Source organism: Streptomyces sp. NPDC001852 (assembly GCF_042891825.1).
Lineage (GTDB): Bacteria > Actinomycetota > Actinomycetes > Streptomycetales > Streptomycetaceae > Streptomyces.
On the sequence record NZ_JBIATN010000007.1, the window covers coordinates 226,905 to 244,907 of the forward strand.

An 18,003-nucleotide genomic window follows, 5' to 3' on the forward strand; every position below is an offset into this window, starting at 1 on the left:
CCCGGCTCCCGAACGGTTCGATGCCGATCCCCCACCATGCGTTTGATTCCTATGATTCCTACGACTGATCCGCACATCCGGTTTACGGGGCTCCGCGTGTCTGTTTCACGGGATCCACGTGTCCGCTTTGACACACTTCTCCCGACCCTCTTATATGACGAACACCCCCAACCTGTGGATAACTCTCGGCGCCGGGCGGCCCGGCGCGGCATGCTTGCAGGCGTCGGAGGAACGTGACCGGTTCCACCGGCGCCGAGATGTTCACGATGCTGTCAAGGGATACGGGGGCCAGTCATGCATCCGGTGATGAAGCCCGCGCTACGGCGCGGCTGGCGTGATCGCGAGACCGTGCAGTTCGGGATGACCCCGGCGCACGCCCTGACACTGGGACCGATGGATCCGGCGACACACGGCTTCCTGGATCTGCTCAACGGCACCCGCGCACTGCCACTGCTCCGCGCGGAGGGCCGCCGCATGCGGCTCCCGTCCGGCCATGTCGACACCCTCCTGGCACGGCTGACCCGCGCGGGCCTGGTCGACGACGCGCGCGGCGGCGGCCGGGCCGCCGACGCGCTGCGCGCCAGGACGGACGTCCTGCGACGGCTGCGCCCCGACCTCGCCGCGCTGTCCCTGACCACGGCCGAGCCCGGCGGCGCGCTCGCCCGGCTCGCCGCCCGCCGCGCACTGCGCGTGCAGGTGCGGGGCGCGGGACGGGTCGGCGCGGTGCTCGCCTCCACCCTGTCGGGCGCCGGGGTCGGCGAGGTCGACGTGCGCGACGTGGGGCACGTGGAGCCGTGGGACGTGGCGCCGGGCGGGCTGCCCCCCGAGTCACTCGGCGAGCGCCGGGACACGGCGGCGCGGGCCGCCGTGCGCCGTGCGGCACCCGACCGCCCACCGCGCCGCGCCCACTCCCCCGGATCCGGCGCCCGGGACCCCGGGCTCTCCCTGGTGGTCCTCACCCCCCGGGACGACGTCGCCGTGCACGCACCGGACCCGGCCGAAGCCGAGCCGCTCATGGCCTCCGGGACGCCCCACCTGTACGCCGGCGTCGTCGAGGGCACCGGAATCGTCGGACCGCTCGTCCTGCCCGGCGAGTCGGGCTGCGCAGGCTGCCTGCACCTCGACCGCGGGGACCGCGACCCGGCCTGGCCGCGACTGACCGCCCAGTGGCGGTGCGCCAGGGCCCGCCGGGTCGGGGCCTGCGATCTGACGTTGGCCACGGCGGTCGCCGGCCTGGCCTCGGCGCACGCGCTCGCCTTCCTGGACGGGGGGTCGCCCTCCATTGCGGGCACCCGCTGGGAGGTGTCAACACCCGGCCTGCACTGGCACGCGCGACCGGTCCGGCCGCATCCGGCATGCGGGTGCGGCGCTGCGGAAAGACCCAAAGCGGAGCACTCCTCATCGGGCGGCGAAGCGCGCGAGACAATGGCGGTGCAACGGCCGTCGACGGAGCGGCGACGCACAGCGGGCGCGACGCGGCCGACAGGGACTTGGAGGGCGCATGTCTGATCTTCCCCGGAAGGCGGTCACCCGTACCGCCAAGCTCGCCGCGCTCCCGCTCGGCATCGCCGGCCGGGCGACCTGGGGGCTGGGCAAGCGGATCGTGGGCGAGTCCGCGGAGATCGTCGGTCGTGAACTGCAACAGCGCACGGCGGAGCAGCTGTTCAAGGTGCTGGGCGAGCTCAAGGGCGGTGCGATGAAGTTCGGGCAGGCCCTGTCCGTCTTCGAGTCAGCGCTGCCCGAGGAGATCGCCGGACCCTACCGAGCCGCCCTGACCAAACTCCAGGAGGCGGCGCCGCCCATGCCGACCCGCACGGTGCACGCGGTGCTCGCGGAGCGGCTCGGTCCGGACTGGCGCGATCTGTTCGAGGAGTTCGAGGACAAGCCGGCCGCCGCGGCCTCCATCGGGCAGGTGCACCGGGCGGTGTGGCACGACGGCCGTGAGGTGGCGGTCAAGGTGCAGTACCCGGGCGCCGGCGAGGCCCTGCTCTCCGATCTGGGCCAACTGAGCCGCTTCGCCCGCCTGTTGGGGCCGCTGATTCCCGGCATGGACCTCAAGCCGCTCATCGCGGAGCTGAGGGACCGCGTCTCCGAGGAGCTGGACTACGCTCTGGAGGCACAGGCCCAGACCGTTCACGCGGAGGAGTTCGCCGACGACCCGGACGTGGTGGTCCCGGCGGTGGTGCACCAGTGCGAGCAGATCCTGGTCACCGAGTGGATCGACGGCATCCCGCTGTCGGAGGTGATCTCGGACGGCACCCCGGAGCAGCGCGACCGCGCCGGCCAGCTCCTCGCCCGGTTCCTCTTCTCGGGCCCGGCCCGCACCGGCCTGCTGCACGCCGACCCGCATCCCGGCAACTTCCGGCTGCTGCCCGGCGGCCCGGCCGGCGAGGACGACTGGCGCCTGGGCGTCCTGGACTTCGGCACGGTCGACCGGCTGCCCGGCGGTCTGCCGGCACCGATCGGCATCTCGCTCCGCATGACGCTGGACGGCGAGGCCGAGACGGTCTACGAACTCCTCTGCGAGGAAGGATTCGTGAAGGAGTCCATAGAGCTGGACCCCGACGCGGTCCTCGACTACCTGCTGCCGATCATCGAACCGGCCCGGGTCGAGGCGTTCAGCTTCAACCGCACCTGGATGCGCAACCAGGCCGCCCGCATCGCCGATCCCCGCTCCCCCGCCTACCAGCTGGGCAAGCGGCTCAACCTGCCGCCCGCCTATCTGCTGATCCACCGGGTGACCCTGAGCACCATCGGGGTGCTGTGCCAGCTGGGGGCGACAGTACGGCTCCGCGAGGAACTGGAGGAGTGGCTGCCGGGATTCGTCCTCGACGCGCCTGGTGACGAACTGACCGAGGAGGAGTCTGCGGCGGAGGCGTGATCCGGGGTGCCTGAAAGGGGTGTCCCGGTGCCTGAAATGGGTGACCGGGGTGCCTGGAATCGGGTTCCCGGGCGCCTGGAAAGGGGTGACCCGGGTGACCGTGGGTGACCCGGATGCCTGCAATCGGGTGTGACCCGGGTTCGTTGGAGGTGGGGAGGGAGGGGGAGGGGGGAGGGGGGAGGGCCCCCGAACGAGGCTCACCACCAGGACGAGTCCAGCCGCCCCTCGATCGCCCTCAGGTTCTCCCTTGAGCAGGTGTCGCAGAAGTACTGGCGGACGCCGTTCTCCACGGAGCAGGTCCAGGTGGCCGGCGGGGGGCCGTCGGCGGGGGTGCCGCAGCGGGCGCACACGAGCACACGGCGCTCCGAGGTGGAGCCGCCCTGATCACTTCCTCCGGGAAGACTCGTCACCTGGCGACGATAACTCCGCACGCGGCGGATCGCCGTACAACGCACCGCGGGGGCCGGTCCGTTCGTCGGACCGGCCCCCGCGGGCGAAGGCTTCGCCTCCCTGACCGGGAGGCCACCGCTTCTGACGGTGTGATCGTTACTGCATGACCGCCATGGCGAGCGCGCGCCGGGCGCGCCGCGAGGCACGCTCGGCCCGGCGCTGCATCCGCTGGGCGACCGCCAGGCGCATGGCCCGGCGTTCGTGCACGGCGTCATGGAGTCGCTCGTGCATATGCGCACGAGCCAGGGCTTCTTGCATGAGTTGCATCTCTCGGGTCCTGTTCTGGCGCGCTTCGGTCGCGCCGGTGGTGGTGACGTCTTCGGTCGCGGAGCCTGCGGGCTCGCTGGTGGACGGCTTCATCGGGGCCTGCTTCTGGGGGTCGTGCGTGAGGGGACGGTCGATCGTTCCTGCGGTGTTCATGCCGTGACCGGGTTCTTCCGCGGGCGGCCACGCGGCCGCTTCCGGGCGACGACGACACCCTGGACGAACAGCTCGCCACCCCAGACGCCCCAGGGCTCACGCCGCTCCTTGGCGCCGGCGAGGCAGGCCTCGATCAGCGGGCAGGTGCGGCAGAGGGACTTGGCGTACTCGACGTCCGCCGGCGACTCGGCGAAGAAGACCTCCGGGTCGTAGGAGCGGCAGGGGACGGGTACGCCGAGGTTCTCGATGGCGTCGTCGAGCGCGGTGAGCGCGGTGAGGGGGGTCAAGGTGGAGTCCTCCGTGAGGCCGGGCGGGGGGATCGTTTGCGAAGGCGGTACGGACGGGGCGTGCGCTTCGAGTTGCACGGTTGGTCTTCCTCGTCTGGTCGTTCCGGCCGGTTGACCGGGTGTCGGCTTGGTACCGGGTTCTTTTCTTGTCCCGAGGCCCCTTCGCTCCGTCGTCCCCGTTCGGGGAAAACAGAAGGGCCGCGGATCCCGGATGGGGTTCCGCGGCCCTGAAGGCGCCGGCCTGATCGGATCAGGCTGGATCACTCCAGGGTTCTGGCCCACGGAAGGCCCACATCAGGTGGTGCTGCGTCGTCTGCTTCCGGAATCCGGCACCGGCCGCCGCAAAGGCATAGGCCTGTGCCTGTGCCGCTACCGCTTCCAGTGCCTTGGTCGGTCGCTCATTGCGCTCACGGACGGGAAGGCCCGCGAGAGCGTGGGAGGACGCCGGACGGTCGGCACGAATGCCGGACACACCGGTGCCCTGGTGGGAGGCGCCGAGCATGCACAGGGAGACGGTCGAGCGATCGGTCAGTTTGGCCGTGCTGATGGTGCTGGTGTTGATGCTGATCACTGGACTCGCCTCCTCTCGGCGTCTCAGGGGACTGGGGTGAACCAGTCCGTTCGGGTATGCAAGTACATCACGGAGGCGGGGTCTTCGAGAAGGCCGCTGCATCCGTGCCTAGAACCTATGGGGATTGCTGGGGCATGCGCAAACTATTTTTTCGACGAGTTCGCATCAGTCGTCCTCGTCGGCTTCCCCGGCCTCGTGGCCTGCGCAGATGGCGAGAACGTCGGTTCCGTAGCTGCGCAGCTTGCGGCTGAGGACGCCTGGGATGCGGGAGAGCTCTGCGGAAGTCTCGGGCCGGGCCTCGGCGATGGCCATCAGCGTGCGGTCGGTGAAGACGCAGAAGTCGGGCTGTCCGCTGTGCTCGGCCTGGACGGCCCGCCATTCCCGCAGCCGTTCGTAGAGCCCTTCGTCCATGTCCGAGGGGCAGTCCTCACAGCGCATCAGCTTCATCTCGCCGGCGTCGGTGAGCGTGCGGCCGCAGACCCGGCAGCGGGCGGGGGTGCGCTGGGTACGCCGTGGGGCGGCGATGGTTCCGGTGGTGCTCCCGCGCTCGATGCCTGCCGTGGCGGCGGCGCCGGTGCGGCCGACGGTGGGCGTGGTGCCCGGGCGCAGTCCGTCGAGGAAGCGGCTGGGCCTGCGGTTGGGGCGGGTGCCGGGTGACCGGGACAGCGCCCAGGAGAGGTGGAGCCGTTCCCGCGCCCGGGTGACGCCGACGTAGAGCAGCCGGCGTTCCTCCTCGGTCTGCTCGTCGGTCTTGGCGTAGGTGATGGGCAGCATGCCCTCGGCGACGCCGACCAGGAAGACGACGTCCCACTCCAGGCCCTTGGCGGCGTGCAGGGAGGCGAGGGTGACGCCCTGGACGGTCGGGGCGTGCTGGGCGTTCGCGCGCTCGTCGAGCTCCGCCACGAAGTCGCCGAGGGTGGCGCCGGGTCTGGCGGCGGCGAGGTCGTGGGCGAGGCTCACCAGGGCGGCGAGGGACTCCCAGCGCTCTCTCACGGCGCCGGAGCCGGCCGGTGGCTCGATGGTCCAGCCCTCCCCGGACAGGACGGCACGCACCTGGGAGGGCAGGTCCACGGCGTCGTCCAGCAGGGAGTCGTTGCCGCCGAAGCGGGCCGCGCCGCGCAGGGCGATGCCCGCCTTGCGCACCTCGGGCCGGTCGAAGAAGCGCTCGGCACCGCGCAACTGGTAGGGGACGCCGGCGTCGGCGAGGGCCTGCTCGTAGGTCTCGGACTGGGCGTTCGTACGGAAGAGGACGGCGATCTCGGCGGCGGGGACGCCCGCGTCGATCAGTTCGCGGATGCGGCGGGCGGCGCCTTCGGCCTCGGCCGGCTCGTCGGTGTACTCGGTGTAGACGGGTTCGGGGCCTGCGGAGCGCTGGGAGACGAGTTCCAGCCGGTGGTCGGCGGCGCGGCCGCGGGCCTGGGCCAGCAGGCCGTTGGCGAGGTGGACCACCTGGGGGGTGGAGCGGTAGTCGCGGACGAGTTTGACGACGGTGGCGCCGGGGTGCCGGGTGCGGAAGTCGAGGAGGTGGTCGGGCGTTGCTCCCGTGAACGAGTAGATGGTCTGGCTGGCGTCGCCGACGACGCACAGGTTGTCGCGGTCGCCGAGCCAGAGGTCCAGCAGCCGCTGCTGCAGGGGGCTGACGTCCTGGTACTCGTCGACGACGAAGTGCTGGTACTGCGCGCGGACCTGTTCGGCGATGTCGTGCCGGTCCTGCAGGATCGCGACGGTCAGCAGCAGGACGTCCTCGAAGTCGATCACGGCGCGGTCGCGCTTGAGGTCTTCGTAGGCCGCGTAGAGGTGGGCGATCTCGGCGGGGTCGCGGGGGGCCTCACGGCCGGCCTTCGCGGCCGCGTACGGGTAGTCGGCGGGGATGGTCTGGGTGACCTTGGACCATTCGATCTCGGCGGTGACGTCCCGCAGCTCACCCCGGTCGAGCCGGGTGCCCAGGCTTGCGGCCGCGTCGGCGACGAGCTGGATCTTGCGGTCGACGAGACGGGGCATGCCGCCACCGATCGCTTTCGGCCAGAAGTACTGGAGCTGGCGCAGGGCGGCGGAGTGGAAGGTGCGGGCCTGGACGCCGTGTGCGCCGAGCTGGCGCAGCCGGCCGCGCATCTCTCCGGCGGCACGGTTGGTGAAGGTGACGGCGAGCACGCTGGAGGGGTGGAGGATGCCGGCGCGTACGCCGTAGGCGATGCGGTGCGTGATCGCCCGCGTCTTGCCGGTGCCGGCTCCGGCCAGGACGCACACCGGACCGTGCAGGGCGGTGGCCACCGCGCGCTGCTCGGGGTCGAGCCCTTCGAGCACCGCGTCGGCCGAGTCCGGTGTCTGCGGGAAGAGGGTGGAGTGCGTTGCTGCTGTCACACCGCCATGCTGCCAGGTCGTGCGGGACTGCCGTGCCGGTTGTCCACAGGCGTGCCCAGATAGTCGTACCAATGCGGCAGACGCCACAGGCGGTGGCGCAGGCGCCACCGTCGCCTGTGGACACGCCTGCCGGGAATGGCGGACGGCTCGCGTACGTTCTTCCCCTGGACGATTTACCGAGCTGCCTGAGGAGCGCGAGAGACATGCAGGGCACTGTGACGATGTACAGCACGACTTGGTGCGGCTACTGCCGGCGGCTGAAGAGCCAGCTGGACCGGGAGGGCATCGCCTACACCGAGATCAACATCGAGCAGGACCCCGAGTCCGCCGCTTTCGTGGAGAAGGCGAACGGCGGAAACCAGACGGTCCCGACCGTGCTCTTCGCGGACGGCAGCACGCTGACGAACCCGTCGCTCGCCCAGGTGAAGCAGAAGCTCGCCGCATGACGCTCCGCGGGTTTCCGCGGTGACCGCAGCAGGGCGGCCCCCGAGCTCTCGGGGGCCGCCCTGCTGCGTCCGGGAGGAAGCTCTGTGTCTCACATGAAGCTGCGCGTCGGCAGCGGCTTGCCGTACCACATCTCGATCAGGCGGGCCGCGATGGAGATGCCGTAGGGCGGCAGCACCTCGCCGGACTCGAAGGCGTCGTGCAGTTCCTCCCGGGAGAACCAGCGGGCCTCGTGGATCTCGTCGCCGTCGACGTCGATGTCGGTGGAGGTGGCGCGGGCCATGAAGCCGAGCATCAGGCTGGACGGGAAGGGCCAGGGCTGGCTGGCCACGTACTCCACGGTGCCGACGGTGACGCCGACCTCCTCGGACACCTCGCGGCGCACCGCCTGCTCGATCGACTCGCCGGGTTCGACGAAACCGGCGAGCGTGGAGAAGCGGCCCTCGGGCCAGTGGACCTGGCGGCCGAGCAGGATGCGGTCGTCCGCGTCGGTCACGGCCATGATCACGGCCGGGTCGGTGCGCGGGTAGTGCTCGGCGCCGCAGGCCGGGCAGCGGCGGATGTGGCCGGCGGCGGCGATGACCGTGCGTTCGCCGCAGCGCGAGCAGAAGCGGTGGGTGCGCTGCCAGTTCTCCAGACCGACCGCGTGCACCATGAGGCCCGTGTCGCGGGGCGACAGGAGCAGGCCGGCCTCGCGCAGGCCCGCCGGGCGCGCCGACTGGTCGATGCGTCCGGGCAGCGCGTCCTTCTGGAGCGCGAAGTAGCTGACGCCCTCCTCGTCGATGCCGAGGAAGTAGCGGTGTGCCTCGGTGAGCGGGGCCTCGAAGGAGGGCGTCATGACGAGCTCGGTCCGGCCGTCCGGTGTCTCGTCTATGAGCACCTGGCCGCCGGAGACCACGAAGCAGCGGGTCGTGGGGTGGCTCCACGCCGCCGCGAGCCAGGCCTCGTCGAGCCGGTGGTGGGCGGCGCGGTCGATGCCGCTCGGGGCGGTCAGCGAGATGGGTCGATCGGCTGTGTCGTCGGTCCAGGTGGTCACGGGTGCTTCCAACTCCCCCAGTGCAGCGGTTCGTTCGGCGGGCGGTTCGGCGGGACGTGGGCGGGAGGGCACCGGGCCGGGCGCGGGTGGGACGGTCCTTCCAGTGTGCCCCGCGCGCGATGCCGTCCCGTGCGGCGCCGGCCGGTCAGGGCGCGGGACGCCAGTGCTCGGCCAGGTCACCCCACAGGTAGGCGCTGGTCTCGACGCCCTTGAGGAGGAGGTCCAGCTCGACCTTCTCGTTCGGGGCGTGCCAGCCGTCGGAGGGGACGGAGATGCCCAGGAAGAGGACGGGGGCGCCGAGGACCTCCTGGAGGTCGGCGGCGGGGCCGGAGCCGCCCTCGCGCGTGAAGCGGACGGACTTCTCGAAGGCGCGGCTCATGGCGCGGACCACGGACTGCAGGGCGGGGTGGTCGAGCGGCGTCAGGCACGGGCGGGTGGCCGCGCCGAAGTCGATCTCGTACCGGATCCCGGTGGGCACCTGTGCGCCGGCCCAGGCACGGACGGCCTTCTCGAGGTGGTCGGGGTCCTGGCCGGCGACCAGCCGGAAGGACAGCTTGAGCATGGCCGAGGACGGGATGATCGTCTTGCTGCCGGGGCCCTGGTAGCCGCCGCCGATGCCGTTGACCTCGGCGGTCGGGCGTGCCCAGATGCGCTCGAGGGTGCTGTACCCGGCCTCGCCGAGGGTGGCGCGGGACTTGGCGGTGTCCAGCCAGCGCTCCTCGTCGAAGGGCAGCTCGGCGAACAGCTCGCGCTCGCGGTCGGTCAGTTCCACGATGCCGTCGTAGAAGCCGGGGATCGCCACGCGCGCGTGCTCGTCGTGCAGGGCGGCGACCAGGCGGGCGGCGGCGGTGGCCGGGTTGGGCACGGCACCGCCGAAGGAGCCGGAGTGGATGTCCTGGTCGGGGCCGTACAGCCGGATCTCGCACTCGGCGAGGCCGCGCATGCCGGTGCAGACGGTCGGGGTGTCCTCGGACCACATGCCGGTGTCGGAGACGATCAGGACGTCGGCCGCGAGCCGTTCCGCGTGCTCCTCGACGAGGGCCCGGAAGTGCGGGGATCCGGACTCCTCCTCGCCTTCGATCAGCAGCTTCAGGTTGACCGCGGGGGCGGTGCGGCCGGTGGCGGCGAGGTGGGCGCGGACGCCGAGTGTGTGGAAGAACACCTGGCCCTTGTCGTCGGCCGCCCCGCGCGCGTAGAGCCGGTTTCCGCGGACGACCGGCTCGAAGGGGTCGCTGTCCCAGCCGTCCTCGGGGGCGGCGGGCTGCACGTCGTGGTGGCCGTAGACGAGGACGGTGGGCGCCTCGGGGCCGCCCGAGGGCCACTCGGCGAACACGGCCGGGGCGCCGGCGGTCGGCCAGACCTCGGCGGTCGGGAAGCCGGTCTCCTTGAGTTCGGCGGCGAGCCAGTCGGCGCTGCGCCGTACGTCGGGCGCGTGATCGGGCTGGGCCGACACGGAGGGGATGCGCAGCCATGCGGCGAGGTCGTCGAGGAAGGCGGCGCGGTGCTGCTCGATGTACGTGCGGACGGCGCTGTCCGGGGTCTGGCTCATGTTCACGAGCCTATCGGCCCGCACCGACATCCTCGGCGGGCGGTTCGTCACACTCAGGTCGCCTGCTGTGCCGTTTCGGAGTCTTCCGCTGCGGTGCCGTCGCCGAGGAGCCGTTCCAGGGCGGCCCGGCCCGGCAGGTCCCGCGGCCGTACGACCTCGCCGCTGCGCACGTAGAGGAAGGCGGCCGTGACCGACTCCGGCGGCACGCCCTGCTGCTCGGCCCAGGCCAGCCGGTACACGGCGAGCTGGAGCGGGTCGGCGGTCCGGGTGCGGCCGGTCTTCCAGTCGACGATCTCGTACGTCGCCCCGTCGCCGTCGCCGTGCTTGTAGACCGCGTCGATGCGGCCCCGTACGACGCGGCCGGCGAGGGTGAGCTGGAAGGGCGCCTCGACCCGGTGGGGGGTGCGCCGGGCGTACTCGGTGCGTTCGAAGGCCTCCTTCAGTGCTTCCAGGTCCTGTTCGTCGGCGATCTCGGCTTCGCTGCCCGGCAGGTCGTCCGGTTCCAGCAGGGGCAGCGCCAGCTCCTCGAAGCGGGCTTCGACCCAGGCGTGGAACCGGGTGCCCCGGCGTGCGGCCGGTTGCGGAGGGCGCGGCATGGGGCGCGCGAGTTCCTGCGCGAGCCCGTCCGGGTCCTCGGCCAGGCGCAGCAGCTGGGAGGCCGTGAGCACGGCGGGCAGCGGGACGTCGGTGACGGTCTGGCGGGCGCGCAGCAGCTCTCCTGTGAGCGCGTCCAGGTCACGGTCCCAGGAGGCGACGGTGCGGGCTTCCTCGGGAGTGAGGTCGGTGGAGTGCCGCGGCCCGGCGGGGCGGGGGCGGTGCGGTGGGGCGGGCGCCTGGTGCGGGACCGTGGGCCGGGCGGCGTCCCGGTCGGCGGGGGCTTCCGTGTCGGGGGCTTCGGTGTCGGGGGTGTCCGCGTCGTACGGCGGTTCCTCGTCGCCGAGGGCGGCCGCGGCGCCGAAGGTGTCCTCCTCGTACGGGAGGTCCGCGCCGCCCTCGGCGTACGGCACGCCCTCTGCGTACTCCTCGTACGGGACGTCCTCGTCGTACGGGAACCCGCCGTGCTCGTCGTACGGCTCGTCGCCGTAGGGGTCGTCGTCCGGGGGCGGTGGCCAGTCCGGGTCGTCGAGGGCGGCGGGGTCGTGGGCGGCCGGCGGCCGGGCGGGGTCCTGGGTGGCGAGGGCGTCCAGGTGGGCGAGGACGGTTTCGGCGGCCGCACGGCGGCGGGCCAGGGCGGCGGCGTCCAGCGGGAGCGGCCACACCTGGTCGGCGCCGGCCGCATGCAGGGCGGGATTCTCCTCGTCCTCGGCGGGCTCCTCCGCCCAGGCCTCGATCTCTCCGTATCCGGCGGCGCAGTGGTCGTGCAGGGCCTGGAGGAAATCGGAGGGGCCGCGCGGCTTCTTCTGGCTGGGCCCCCACCAGTGACCGGAGCCGAGCAGGAGGGAGCGGGGGCGGGTGAAGGTGACGTAGCCGAGGCGGAGCTCCTCGGTGTGCTGGTGGTCCTTCATGGCTTCGTGGAAGGCCTTCATGCCGCGCGCGTCCCAGCTGTCGACGTCGGGCAGGGTGTCGGTGTCGCCGCGCAGGGCGTGCGGCACCACCTTGGCCTGGGCCGTCCACTTCTCGCGGCCCTGGGCGCTGGGGAAGGTGCCCTTGACCAGTCCGGGGACGGCCACGACGTCCCACTCCAGGCCCTTGGACTTGTGGGCGGTGAGCACCTTGACGGTGTTCTCGCCGCCGGGCAGGGCGTTGTCGAGGCCCTTCTCGTACTGCGCGGCGGTGCGCAGGAAGCCGAGGAAGGCGAGCAGGGTGGCTTCCGCGTCGCTCGCCGCGAAGGACGCGGCGACGTCCAGGAAGTTGGACAGGGTCTCGCGGCGGCGGGCGGCCAGGGCGTGCGGGGACGCCGACAGCTCCACCTCCAGGCCGGTGACGGCGAGCACGCGGTGCAGGACGTCCATCAGCGGGTCGGACAGGGAGCGGCGCAGGTCGCGCAGCTCGGCGGCCAGGCGCGCGAAGCGCACGCGCGCGTCCGGCGAGAACGGCAGCCCGTCGTCCGCGCCCTCCTCGAAGTCCGTCTCCATCGGTGATTCGAGGAAGGTGTCGAGGGCGTCCGCGAGCGATATCACCTCGGCCGGGTCGACGCCTTCGACGGCGGCGGCGAGCCGGCGGTCGGGGTCGTCACCGTCGTCCACGCGCGCGTGGGCGACCAGCAGGCGGGCGCGGCGGCCCAGCAGGGCGAGGTCGCGGGGGCCGATGCGCCAGCGCGGGCCGGTCAGCAGGCGCACCAGGGAGGCGTTGGCGCCGGGATCCTGCAGGACCTCGCAGACGGCGACGAGATCGGCGACCTCGGGCAGGTGCAGCAGCCCGGAGAGGCCCACGACCTCGACGGGGACGTCCCGGGCCACCAGGGCGCCCTGGATCTCGGCGAAGTCGGTCGCCGTGCGGCACAGTACGGCGATCTCGCCGGGAGCCGTGCCGGTGAGCACGAGGTGGGCGATCGCGTCGGCGATCCAGTGGATCTCCTCGGCGTGGGTGGGCAGCAGGGCGCAGCGGACCGTGCCGTCGTACTCGGCGCCGGGGGCCGGGCGCAGGGCCTCCACGCCCGCGTGCATGGCGCGCAGGGGTTCGGCGAGGCCGTTGGCCAGGTCGAGGAGGCGGCCGCCGCTGCGGCGGTTCTCGCTGAGGGCCTGGCGGGTGGCGGGACGGCCGTCGGCGTGCGCGAAGTGCGCGGGGAAGTCGTCCAGGTTGGCGACGGAGGCGCCGCGCCAGCCGTAGATGGCCTGGCAGGGGTCGCCGACCGCGGTCACGGGATGGCCCGTGCCACCACCGAACAGGCCTGCCAGCAGGACGCGTTGGGCCACGGAGGTGTCCTGGTACTCGTCCAGGAGCACCACGCGGAACTCCTCGCGCAGCAGCCGGCCCACCTCGGGGATGCGGGCGAGGCGGGCGGACAGGGCGATCTGGTCGCCGAAGTCGAGCAGGTCGCGTTCGCGTTTGGCCGTGCGGTAGCGGCGGACGAGATCGGCCAGTGCGATGCGGGCGGCGGCCGTCTCGGGAACCTTGCGCAGGTCGGCGTTGGTGAGCTTGGCGCTCTGGAGGATGCTCAGCAGGTCCGCGTCCCAGGAGCGCAGTTCCTCGGGGTCGACGAGGTGCTCGGCGAGTTCGGAGTCGAGGGCGAGCAGGTCGCTGACGAGGTCGGCGAAGGAGCGGGTCAGCGCGGGGTAGGGGCCGGGGGCCTCGCGGAGCACACGTGCGGCGAGCTGGTAGCGGGTGGCATCGGCGAGGAGCCGGGAGGTGGGCTCCAGGCCGAGGCGCAGGCCGTGGTCGGTGAGGAGGCGGCCGGCGAAGGCGTGGTACGTGGAGATCACGGGTTCGCCGGGCGGGTTGTCGGGATCCGACCAGAAGGAATCAGCGCGAAGCGCTGTCGTTGAGGGGTGGTGGTCGGGTGACGGGAGGGCGTCCGGGTCGGTGACGCCGGCCTTGATCAGTGCCTTGCGGACGCGTTCGGCCAGCTCGCCGGCGGCCTTGTTGGTGAACGTCAGGCCGAGGACCTGTTCGGGGGCCACCTGGCCGGTGCCGACCAGCCAGACCACGCGGGCGGCCATCACGGTGGTCTTGCCCGACCCGGCTCCGGCCACGATCACCTGCGGGGCGGGCGGCGCGGTGATGCAGGCCGTCTGCTCCGGGGTGAACGGGATGCCGAGGAGCTCTTTGAGCTGCTCGGGGTCGGTGATACGGGCGGGCATGTCGGAAAAGGCTAGCGGCGGGGACTGACAGTCGAGGCCGGATCAGCCGACCGGGGCGAAAGAAGCGCAGGTCAGCACGTGTGGTGCCGTGCGTCACTCCGGCATCTGACGATGGCTCACTCGACCACGTGCCGTCCCTCGGGCCGGGCGCTGCACGAGGCGCGGAACGCGCAGTGCGTGCAGTGCTGGCCGCTGCTGGGCGCGAACCGCTCGTCGAGGACCTTGCCGGCGGCGGTGGCCAGCAGCTCGCCGACCCACTCCCCCGACAGCGGCTCCTGGGTCTGCACCTTGGGCAGGCTGTCGCCTCCGTCGCGCTTGGCGGCGCCCTGCCTGAGGTGCACCAGTTCGGCGCCGCCGGGTTCGGGACGTACGCCGTCGAGGGCCTCGTCGACGGCGCCTTCGCGGACGGCGAGCTGGTAGACGGCGAGCTGGGGGTGGCGGGCCACCTCGGCGGCGCTGGGCGCCTGCTTGCCGGTCTTGAAGTCCACCACGTAGGCGCGGCCCTCGGCGTCCGTCTCCACGCGGTCCATCTGGCCTCGGATGCGGACCTGGTAGTCGCCCGCCTCGAGGGTGACGTCGAAGTCCTGCTCGCTGGCCACCGGGGTGCGCCCGGTGCGGTCCAGCACGTGCCAGTTCAGGAAGCGTTCGAGCGCCACGCGCGCGTTGTCCTTCTCCTGCTGGGACTTCCAGGGCGCGTCGAAGGCGAGCGCGTTCCACACCGAGTCCAGGCGTTCCATGAGGACGTCGAGGTCGGCCGGACTGCGACCGGAGGCGACCTCGTCGGCGAGGACGTGGACGACGTTGCCGAAGCCCTGTGCGGTGGTGGCCGGGGCGTCGGCCTTCACCTCGCGGCCCAGGAACCACTGGAGTGCACAGGTGTTGGCGAGCTGGTCGAGGGCGCTGCCGGAGAGCACGACGGGCCGGTCGCGGTGGCGCAGCGGCACCTTGCTCTCGGTCGGGTCGTACATGCCCCACCAGCGGTAGGGGTGCGCGGACGGCACCAGCGGGCGGCCGTCCTCGTCGGCGAGGGCGGCGAGCCGGGCCAGGCGGCGGGCGGCGGCCTCGCGCAGGGCGGCGGAGACGCGCGGGTCGACGGTGGTGGCGCGCAGCTCGGCGACGAGCGCGGCCACGGCCAGCGGGCGGCGGGGGCGGCCGGTGACGTCCTTCGGCTCGACGCCGAGTTCGGTCAGGAAGCGGGAGGGCTGGTCGCCGTCGTCCGCCGGTGCCTTCACCGCGGTGACGACGAGACGTTCACACGCGCGCGTGGCGGCCACGTAGAAGAGCCTGCGCTCCTCGGCGAGCAGTGCGCCCGGGGTGAGCGGTTCGGCGAGCCCGTCGCGGCCGATGCGGTCGGCCTCCAGGAGGGAGCCGCGGCGGCGCAGGTCGGGCCACAGGCCTTCCTGGACCCCGGCGACGACGACCAGCCGCCACTGAAGGCCCTTGGCGCGGTGCGCGGTCATGAGGCGGACGGCGTCGGGGCGAACCGCGCGGCGCGCGAGCGTGTCGGCGGCGATGTCCTCGGCCTCGATCTGCTCCAGGAAGTTCAGCGCGCCACGGCCTCCGGTGCGTTCCTCCGCGCGGGCGGCGGTGGCGAACAGCGCGCACACGGCGTCCAGGTCCCGGTCGGCGTTGCGGCCGGCCGCGCCGCCGCGCCGGGCGGCCCGCTCCAGGCGCGCGGGCCACGGCGTGCCCTCCCACAGGTCCCACAGCGCCTCCTCGGCCGTACCGCCGCCGGCGAGGCGCTGGCGGGCCGTGCGGAGCAGCGCGCCGAGACGCTGCGCCCCGCGCGCGTACACCGGGTCGTGCACGGCCAGGCGCTCGGGTTCGGCGAGCGCCCGTGCGAGCAGTACGTCGGAGGGGGGCGGCAGCGGGTTGCCGGCCGCCCGCTCCTCCTCGCGCAGGGCACGGCCGAGGCGGCGCAGGTCGGCGGGGTCCATGCCGGCGAGGGGGGAGGCGAGCAGGGTGAGGGCGGTCTCGGTGTCGAGCCAGGAGGTGGCCGGGGCCGGACCTGCGGTGTCTTCGGGGGCAGCGTCCTCGGGGCCGGTGTCCGCGGCGATGGCCTCTTGGGAGGCGGTTGTCCCGGATTCGTCAGCAGCAGAGAGCGCGCCTGCGTTCTCCTCGTGGCTCCGGGCCTCCGCCGTGGCCACCGCGCGCAGGGCTGTGAGCAGGGGCGCCACCGCCGGCTCGTGGCGCAGGGGCAGGTCGTCGCCGTCGATGTCCAGTGGGACGCCGGCCGTGGTGAGGGCGCGGCGGAGGGTGGGCAGGTTGCGGGATCCGGCCCGGACCAGGACGGCCATGTCGCCCCAGGAGAGGCCGTCCTCCAGGTGGGCGCGGCGCAGGATGTCCGCGATGTTGTCCAGTTCTGTACCTGCCGTCGGGTACGTGTGGACCTCGACGCGGCCCCCGTCGCGTACGGCGGTCGGCTCGCGGTGCGCGCGAACCTTGTCGGCCGGCAGCCGGGGCAGCGGCATGCGCTGCGTGATCAGCCGGGTGGCGGCCAGCAGGGCGCTGCCGGAGCGGCGGGAGGTGCGCAGCACCTCGACGGGGGCGGGGCGGCCGTCCGCGCGCGGGAAGGCCGCCGGGAAGTCGAGGATGCCGTTCACGTCGGCGCCCCGGAAGGCGTAGATCGACTGGTCGGGGTCACCGAAGGCGACCAGGGTGCGGCCGCCCCCGGCCAGGGCATGCAGGAGCCGTACCTGTGCGGGGTCGGTGTCCTGGTACTCGTCGACGTACACGGCGTCGTACTGGGCGGCGAGCCGTGCGGCGGTCTCGGGGCGGTGGGCGAGCAGGACCGCGCGGTGGACCAGTTCCGCGTAGTCGATCACGCCCTGCATGTCGAGCACGTCCAGGTACTCGGCGAGGAACGCGGCCGCGGCGCGCCAGTCGGGGCGGCCGATGCGGCGGGCGAAGGCGTCCAGTGCGCCGGGAGCCAGGCCCAGCTCGCGGCTGCGGGCGAGGACCGCGCGGACCTCGTCGGCGAAGCCGCGCGTGGTCAGGCAGGCGCGCAGTTCGTCGGGCCAGCGCACGTGTGCCAGTCCGAGCCGCTGCAGTTCGGGCTGCCCGGCGAGCAGCTCGCGGACGGTGACGTCCTGCTCCGGGCCGGAGAGCAGCCGCAGCGGCTCGGTGAACAGGCCGCTGTCCTGGTGGGCGCGCACCAGTGCGTAGCAGTACGAGTGGAACGTGGTCGCCCGGGGCGCGCGGGCGGCGCCGATGCGCAGGGCCATGCGGTCGCGCAGGTCGACGGCGGCCTTGCGGCTGAAGGTCAGCACCAGGATGCGTTCGGGGTCGGCGCCGCGGGCGATTCGCGCGGCCACGGACTCGATGAGGGTGGTGGTCTTGCCGGTGCCGGGACCGGCGAGGACGAGCAGGGGTCCGCTGCGGTGGTCAACCACGGCGCGCTGTGCCGCGTCCAGACGAGGGGGGTCGGCGGCGGCCGGCGGGGTACGGACCAGTCGGTAAGCGCCACGGCCCCCCTGCCGCACCGGGGGGTGCGGCAGGCGCCTGGTGGAGGAAGAGGAGCTCACGTGATGGGCCGGTCCTGGTGTTCGTGCTGGTGGGCGGGCGGTCAGGGGCGCGAGGCGGTGACCGCGGGGTGAGGGGGACGCGTGCAGCCGACGCTACGCCGCCGCACCGGGCGGAAGCAGGGCTTCCGCTTCTTCTCTCGTGGCGCTCGGGCCGCGTGCGTCCCACAACCCACGAACGTACGTCATGCCACGGATGTCCCCCGCGTCACCCGTACGGGCCACGGGCTCTCCCCGAGGGCACCGGATGGCGGAAGCTGTCATGTGTGACCCACCGCGCACGCCCCGCCGTCCCATCGGGCCCGCCGCATGTCGATCCGCGGCAGATGCCCCTCGGCGCTCCTGGCCGCCTCCTTCAGCGGCGTGCCCTCCGAGCGGTAGTGGGCGAGCGCGCGCAGTTCGTGGCCGGGCAGCAGCATCCCGTCGGCGCGTACGACACGCCACCACGGGACGGCGCCGCCGTACAACGACATCACCCGGCCGACCTGGCGCGGTCCCCCCTCCTCGAGCCACTCGGCGACATCGCCGTACGTCATGACCCGCCCCGGAGGGATCCGCTCGGCGACCTCGAGGACCCGCTCGGCGTACTCCGGCAGCGCGTCCGCGTGCTCCTCGCGGGTGTCCTCGGCAGGGCTCTGCTCGCTCATCCGACCATCCTGCCCCACCCCACCGACAGCGCGGCGCGGACCGCGGGGAACGGCCCTCTCGCCACCGGACGGCGCTTCCGGCAGACTGTGCGCCCG

13 protein-coding genes are annotated in these 18,003 nt (G+C 73.1%); 3 read left to right on the forward strand and 10 right to left on the reverse strand.

The features are described 5' to 3' along the window. Positions 1 to 294 precede the first annotated feature (294 nt). A complete protein-coding gene (locus ACFYZB_RS14955) occupies positions 295 to 1,509 on the forward strand; it encodes a TOMM precursor leader peptide-binding protein (protein ID WP_388758426.1) in 1,215 nt (404 codons plus the stop codon). Continuing rightward, positions 1,502 to 2,881, forward strand: coding sequence for an ABC1 kinase family protein (locus ACFYZB_RS14960; protein ID WP_388758427.1), 1,380 nt, complete (start codon positions 1,502 to 1,504; stop codon positions 2,879 to 2,881). Before ACFYZB_RS14955 ends, ACFYZB_RS14960 begins: the two co-directional genes overlap by 8 nt. 197 nt (positions 2,882 to 3,078) lie before the next feature. Here the strand turns inward: ACFYZB_RS14960 and ACFYZB_RS14965 are convergent, their stop codons facing one another. From ACFYZB_RS14965 to ACFYZB_RS14985, 5 genes are all read right to left on the reverse strand, one after another. Beyond that, complete coding sequence (locus ACFYZB_RS14965; protein WP_388758429.1) at positions 3,079 to 3,291, reverse strand: hypothetical protein; 213 nt, start codon at positions 3,289 to 3,291, stop codon at positions 3,079 to 3,081. 136 nt (positions 3,292 to 3,427) lie between these two features. After that, positions 3,428 to 3,751: a hypothetical protein gene (locus ACFYZB_RS14970; protein WP_388758431.1), complete on the reverse strand. Its 324-nt coding sequence runs from the start codon at positions 3,749 to 3,751 to the stop codon at positions 3,428 to 3,430. Continuing rightward, positions 3,748 to 4,116, reverse strand: a complete 369-nt coding sequence (locus ACFYZB_RS14975) for a WhiB family transcriptional regulator (RefSeq protein WP_023546912.1) — start codon at positions 4,114 to 4,116, stop codon at positions 3,748 to 3,750. Before ACFYZB_RS14975 ends, ACFYZB_RS14970 begins: the two co-directional genes overlap by 4 nt. Positions 4,117 to 4,288: 172 nt before the next feature. Then, complete coding sequence (locus ACFYZB_RS14980; RefSeq protein ID WP_388758433.1) at positions 4,289 to 4,609, reverse strand: hypothetical protein; 321 nt, start codon at positions 4,607 to 4,609, stop codon at positions 4,289 to 4,291. 165 nt (positions 4,610 to 4,774) lie between these two features. After that, entirely contained in the window at positions 4,775 to 6,970 is a 2,196-nt protein-coding gene (locus tag ACFYZB_RS14985; RefSeq protein WP_388758435.1) for an ATP-dependent DNA helicase UvrD2, read from the reverse strand. Between the two features lie 203 nt (positions 6,971 to 7,173). Here ACFYZB_RS14985 and ACFYZB_RS14990 point away from each other — a divergent pair, with 203 nt between their 5' ends. Beyond that, positions 7,174 to 7,416, forward strand: coding sequence for a mycoredoxin (locus tag ACFYZB_RS14990; RefSeq protein ID WP_030649619.1), 243 nt, complete (start codon positions 7,174 to 7,176; stop codon positions 7,414 to 7,416). Between the two features lie 89 nt (positions 7,417 to 7,505). On the opposite strand, the gene nudC is transcribed toward ACFYZB_RS14990, so the two are convergent. From nudC to ACFYZB_RS15015, 5 genes are all read right to left on the reverse strand, one after another. Beyond that, the gene (nudC, locus tag ACFYZB_RS14995) at positions 7,506 to 8,450 is read right to left on the reverse strand and encodes an NAD(+) diphosphatase (RefSeq protein WP_351208015.1); all 945 of its coding nucleotides are present in this window, start codon (positions 8,448 to 8,450) and stop codon (positions 7,506 to 7,508) included. Positions 8,451 to 8,595: 145 nt separating this feature from the next. Continuing rightward, on the reverse strand, positions 8,596 to 9,999 hold the full coding sequence (locus ACFYZB_RS15000; RefSeq protein ID WP_388758438.1) for a dipeptidase: 1,404 nt from the start codon (positions 9,997 to 9,999) through the stop codon (positions 8,596 to 8,598). A gap of 53 nt (positions 10,000 to 10,052) precedes the next feature. Continuing rightward, on the reverse strand, positions 10,053 to 13,739 hold the full coding sequence (locus ACFYZB_RS15005) for an ATP-dependent helicase (protein WP_388758439.1): 3,687 nt from the start codon (positions 13,737 to 13,739) through the stop codon (positions 10,053 to 10,055). A 116-nt stretch (positions 13,740 to 13,855) separates the two neighbouring features. Next, positions 13,856 to 17,263 carry an ATP-dependent helicase gene (locus tag ACFYZB_RS15010; RefSeq protein WP_388758441.1) on the reverse strand — a complete coding sequence of 1,136 codons (3,408 nt, stop codon included), beginning with the start codon at positions 17,261 to 17,263 and terminating at the stop codon, positions 13,856 to 13,858. 257 nt (positions 17,264 to 17,520) lie between these two features. After that, positions 17,521 to 17,907, reverse strand: coding sequence for an MGMT family protein (locus ACFYZB_RS15015; RefSeq protein WP_388758443.1), 387 nt, complete (start codon positions 17,905 to 17,907; stop codon positions 17,521 to 17,523). Positions 17,908 to 18,003: the final 96 nt, after the last annotated feature.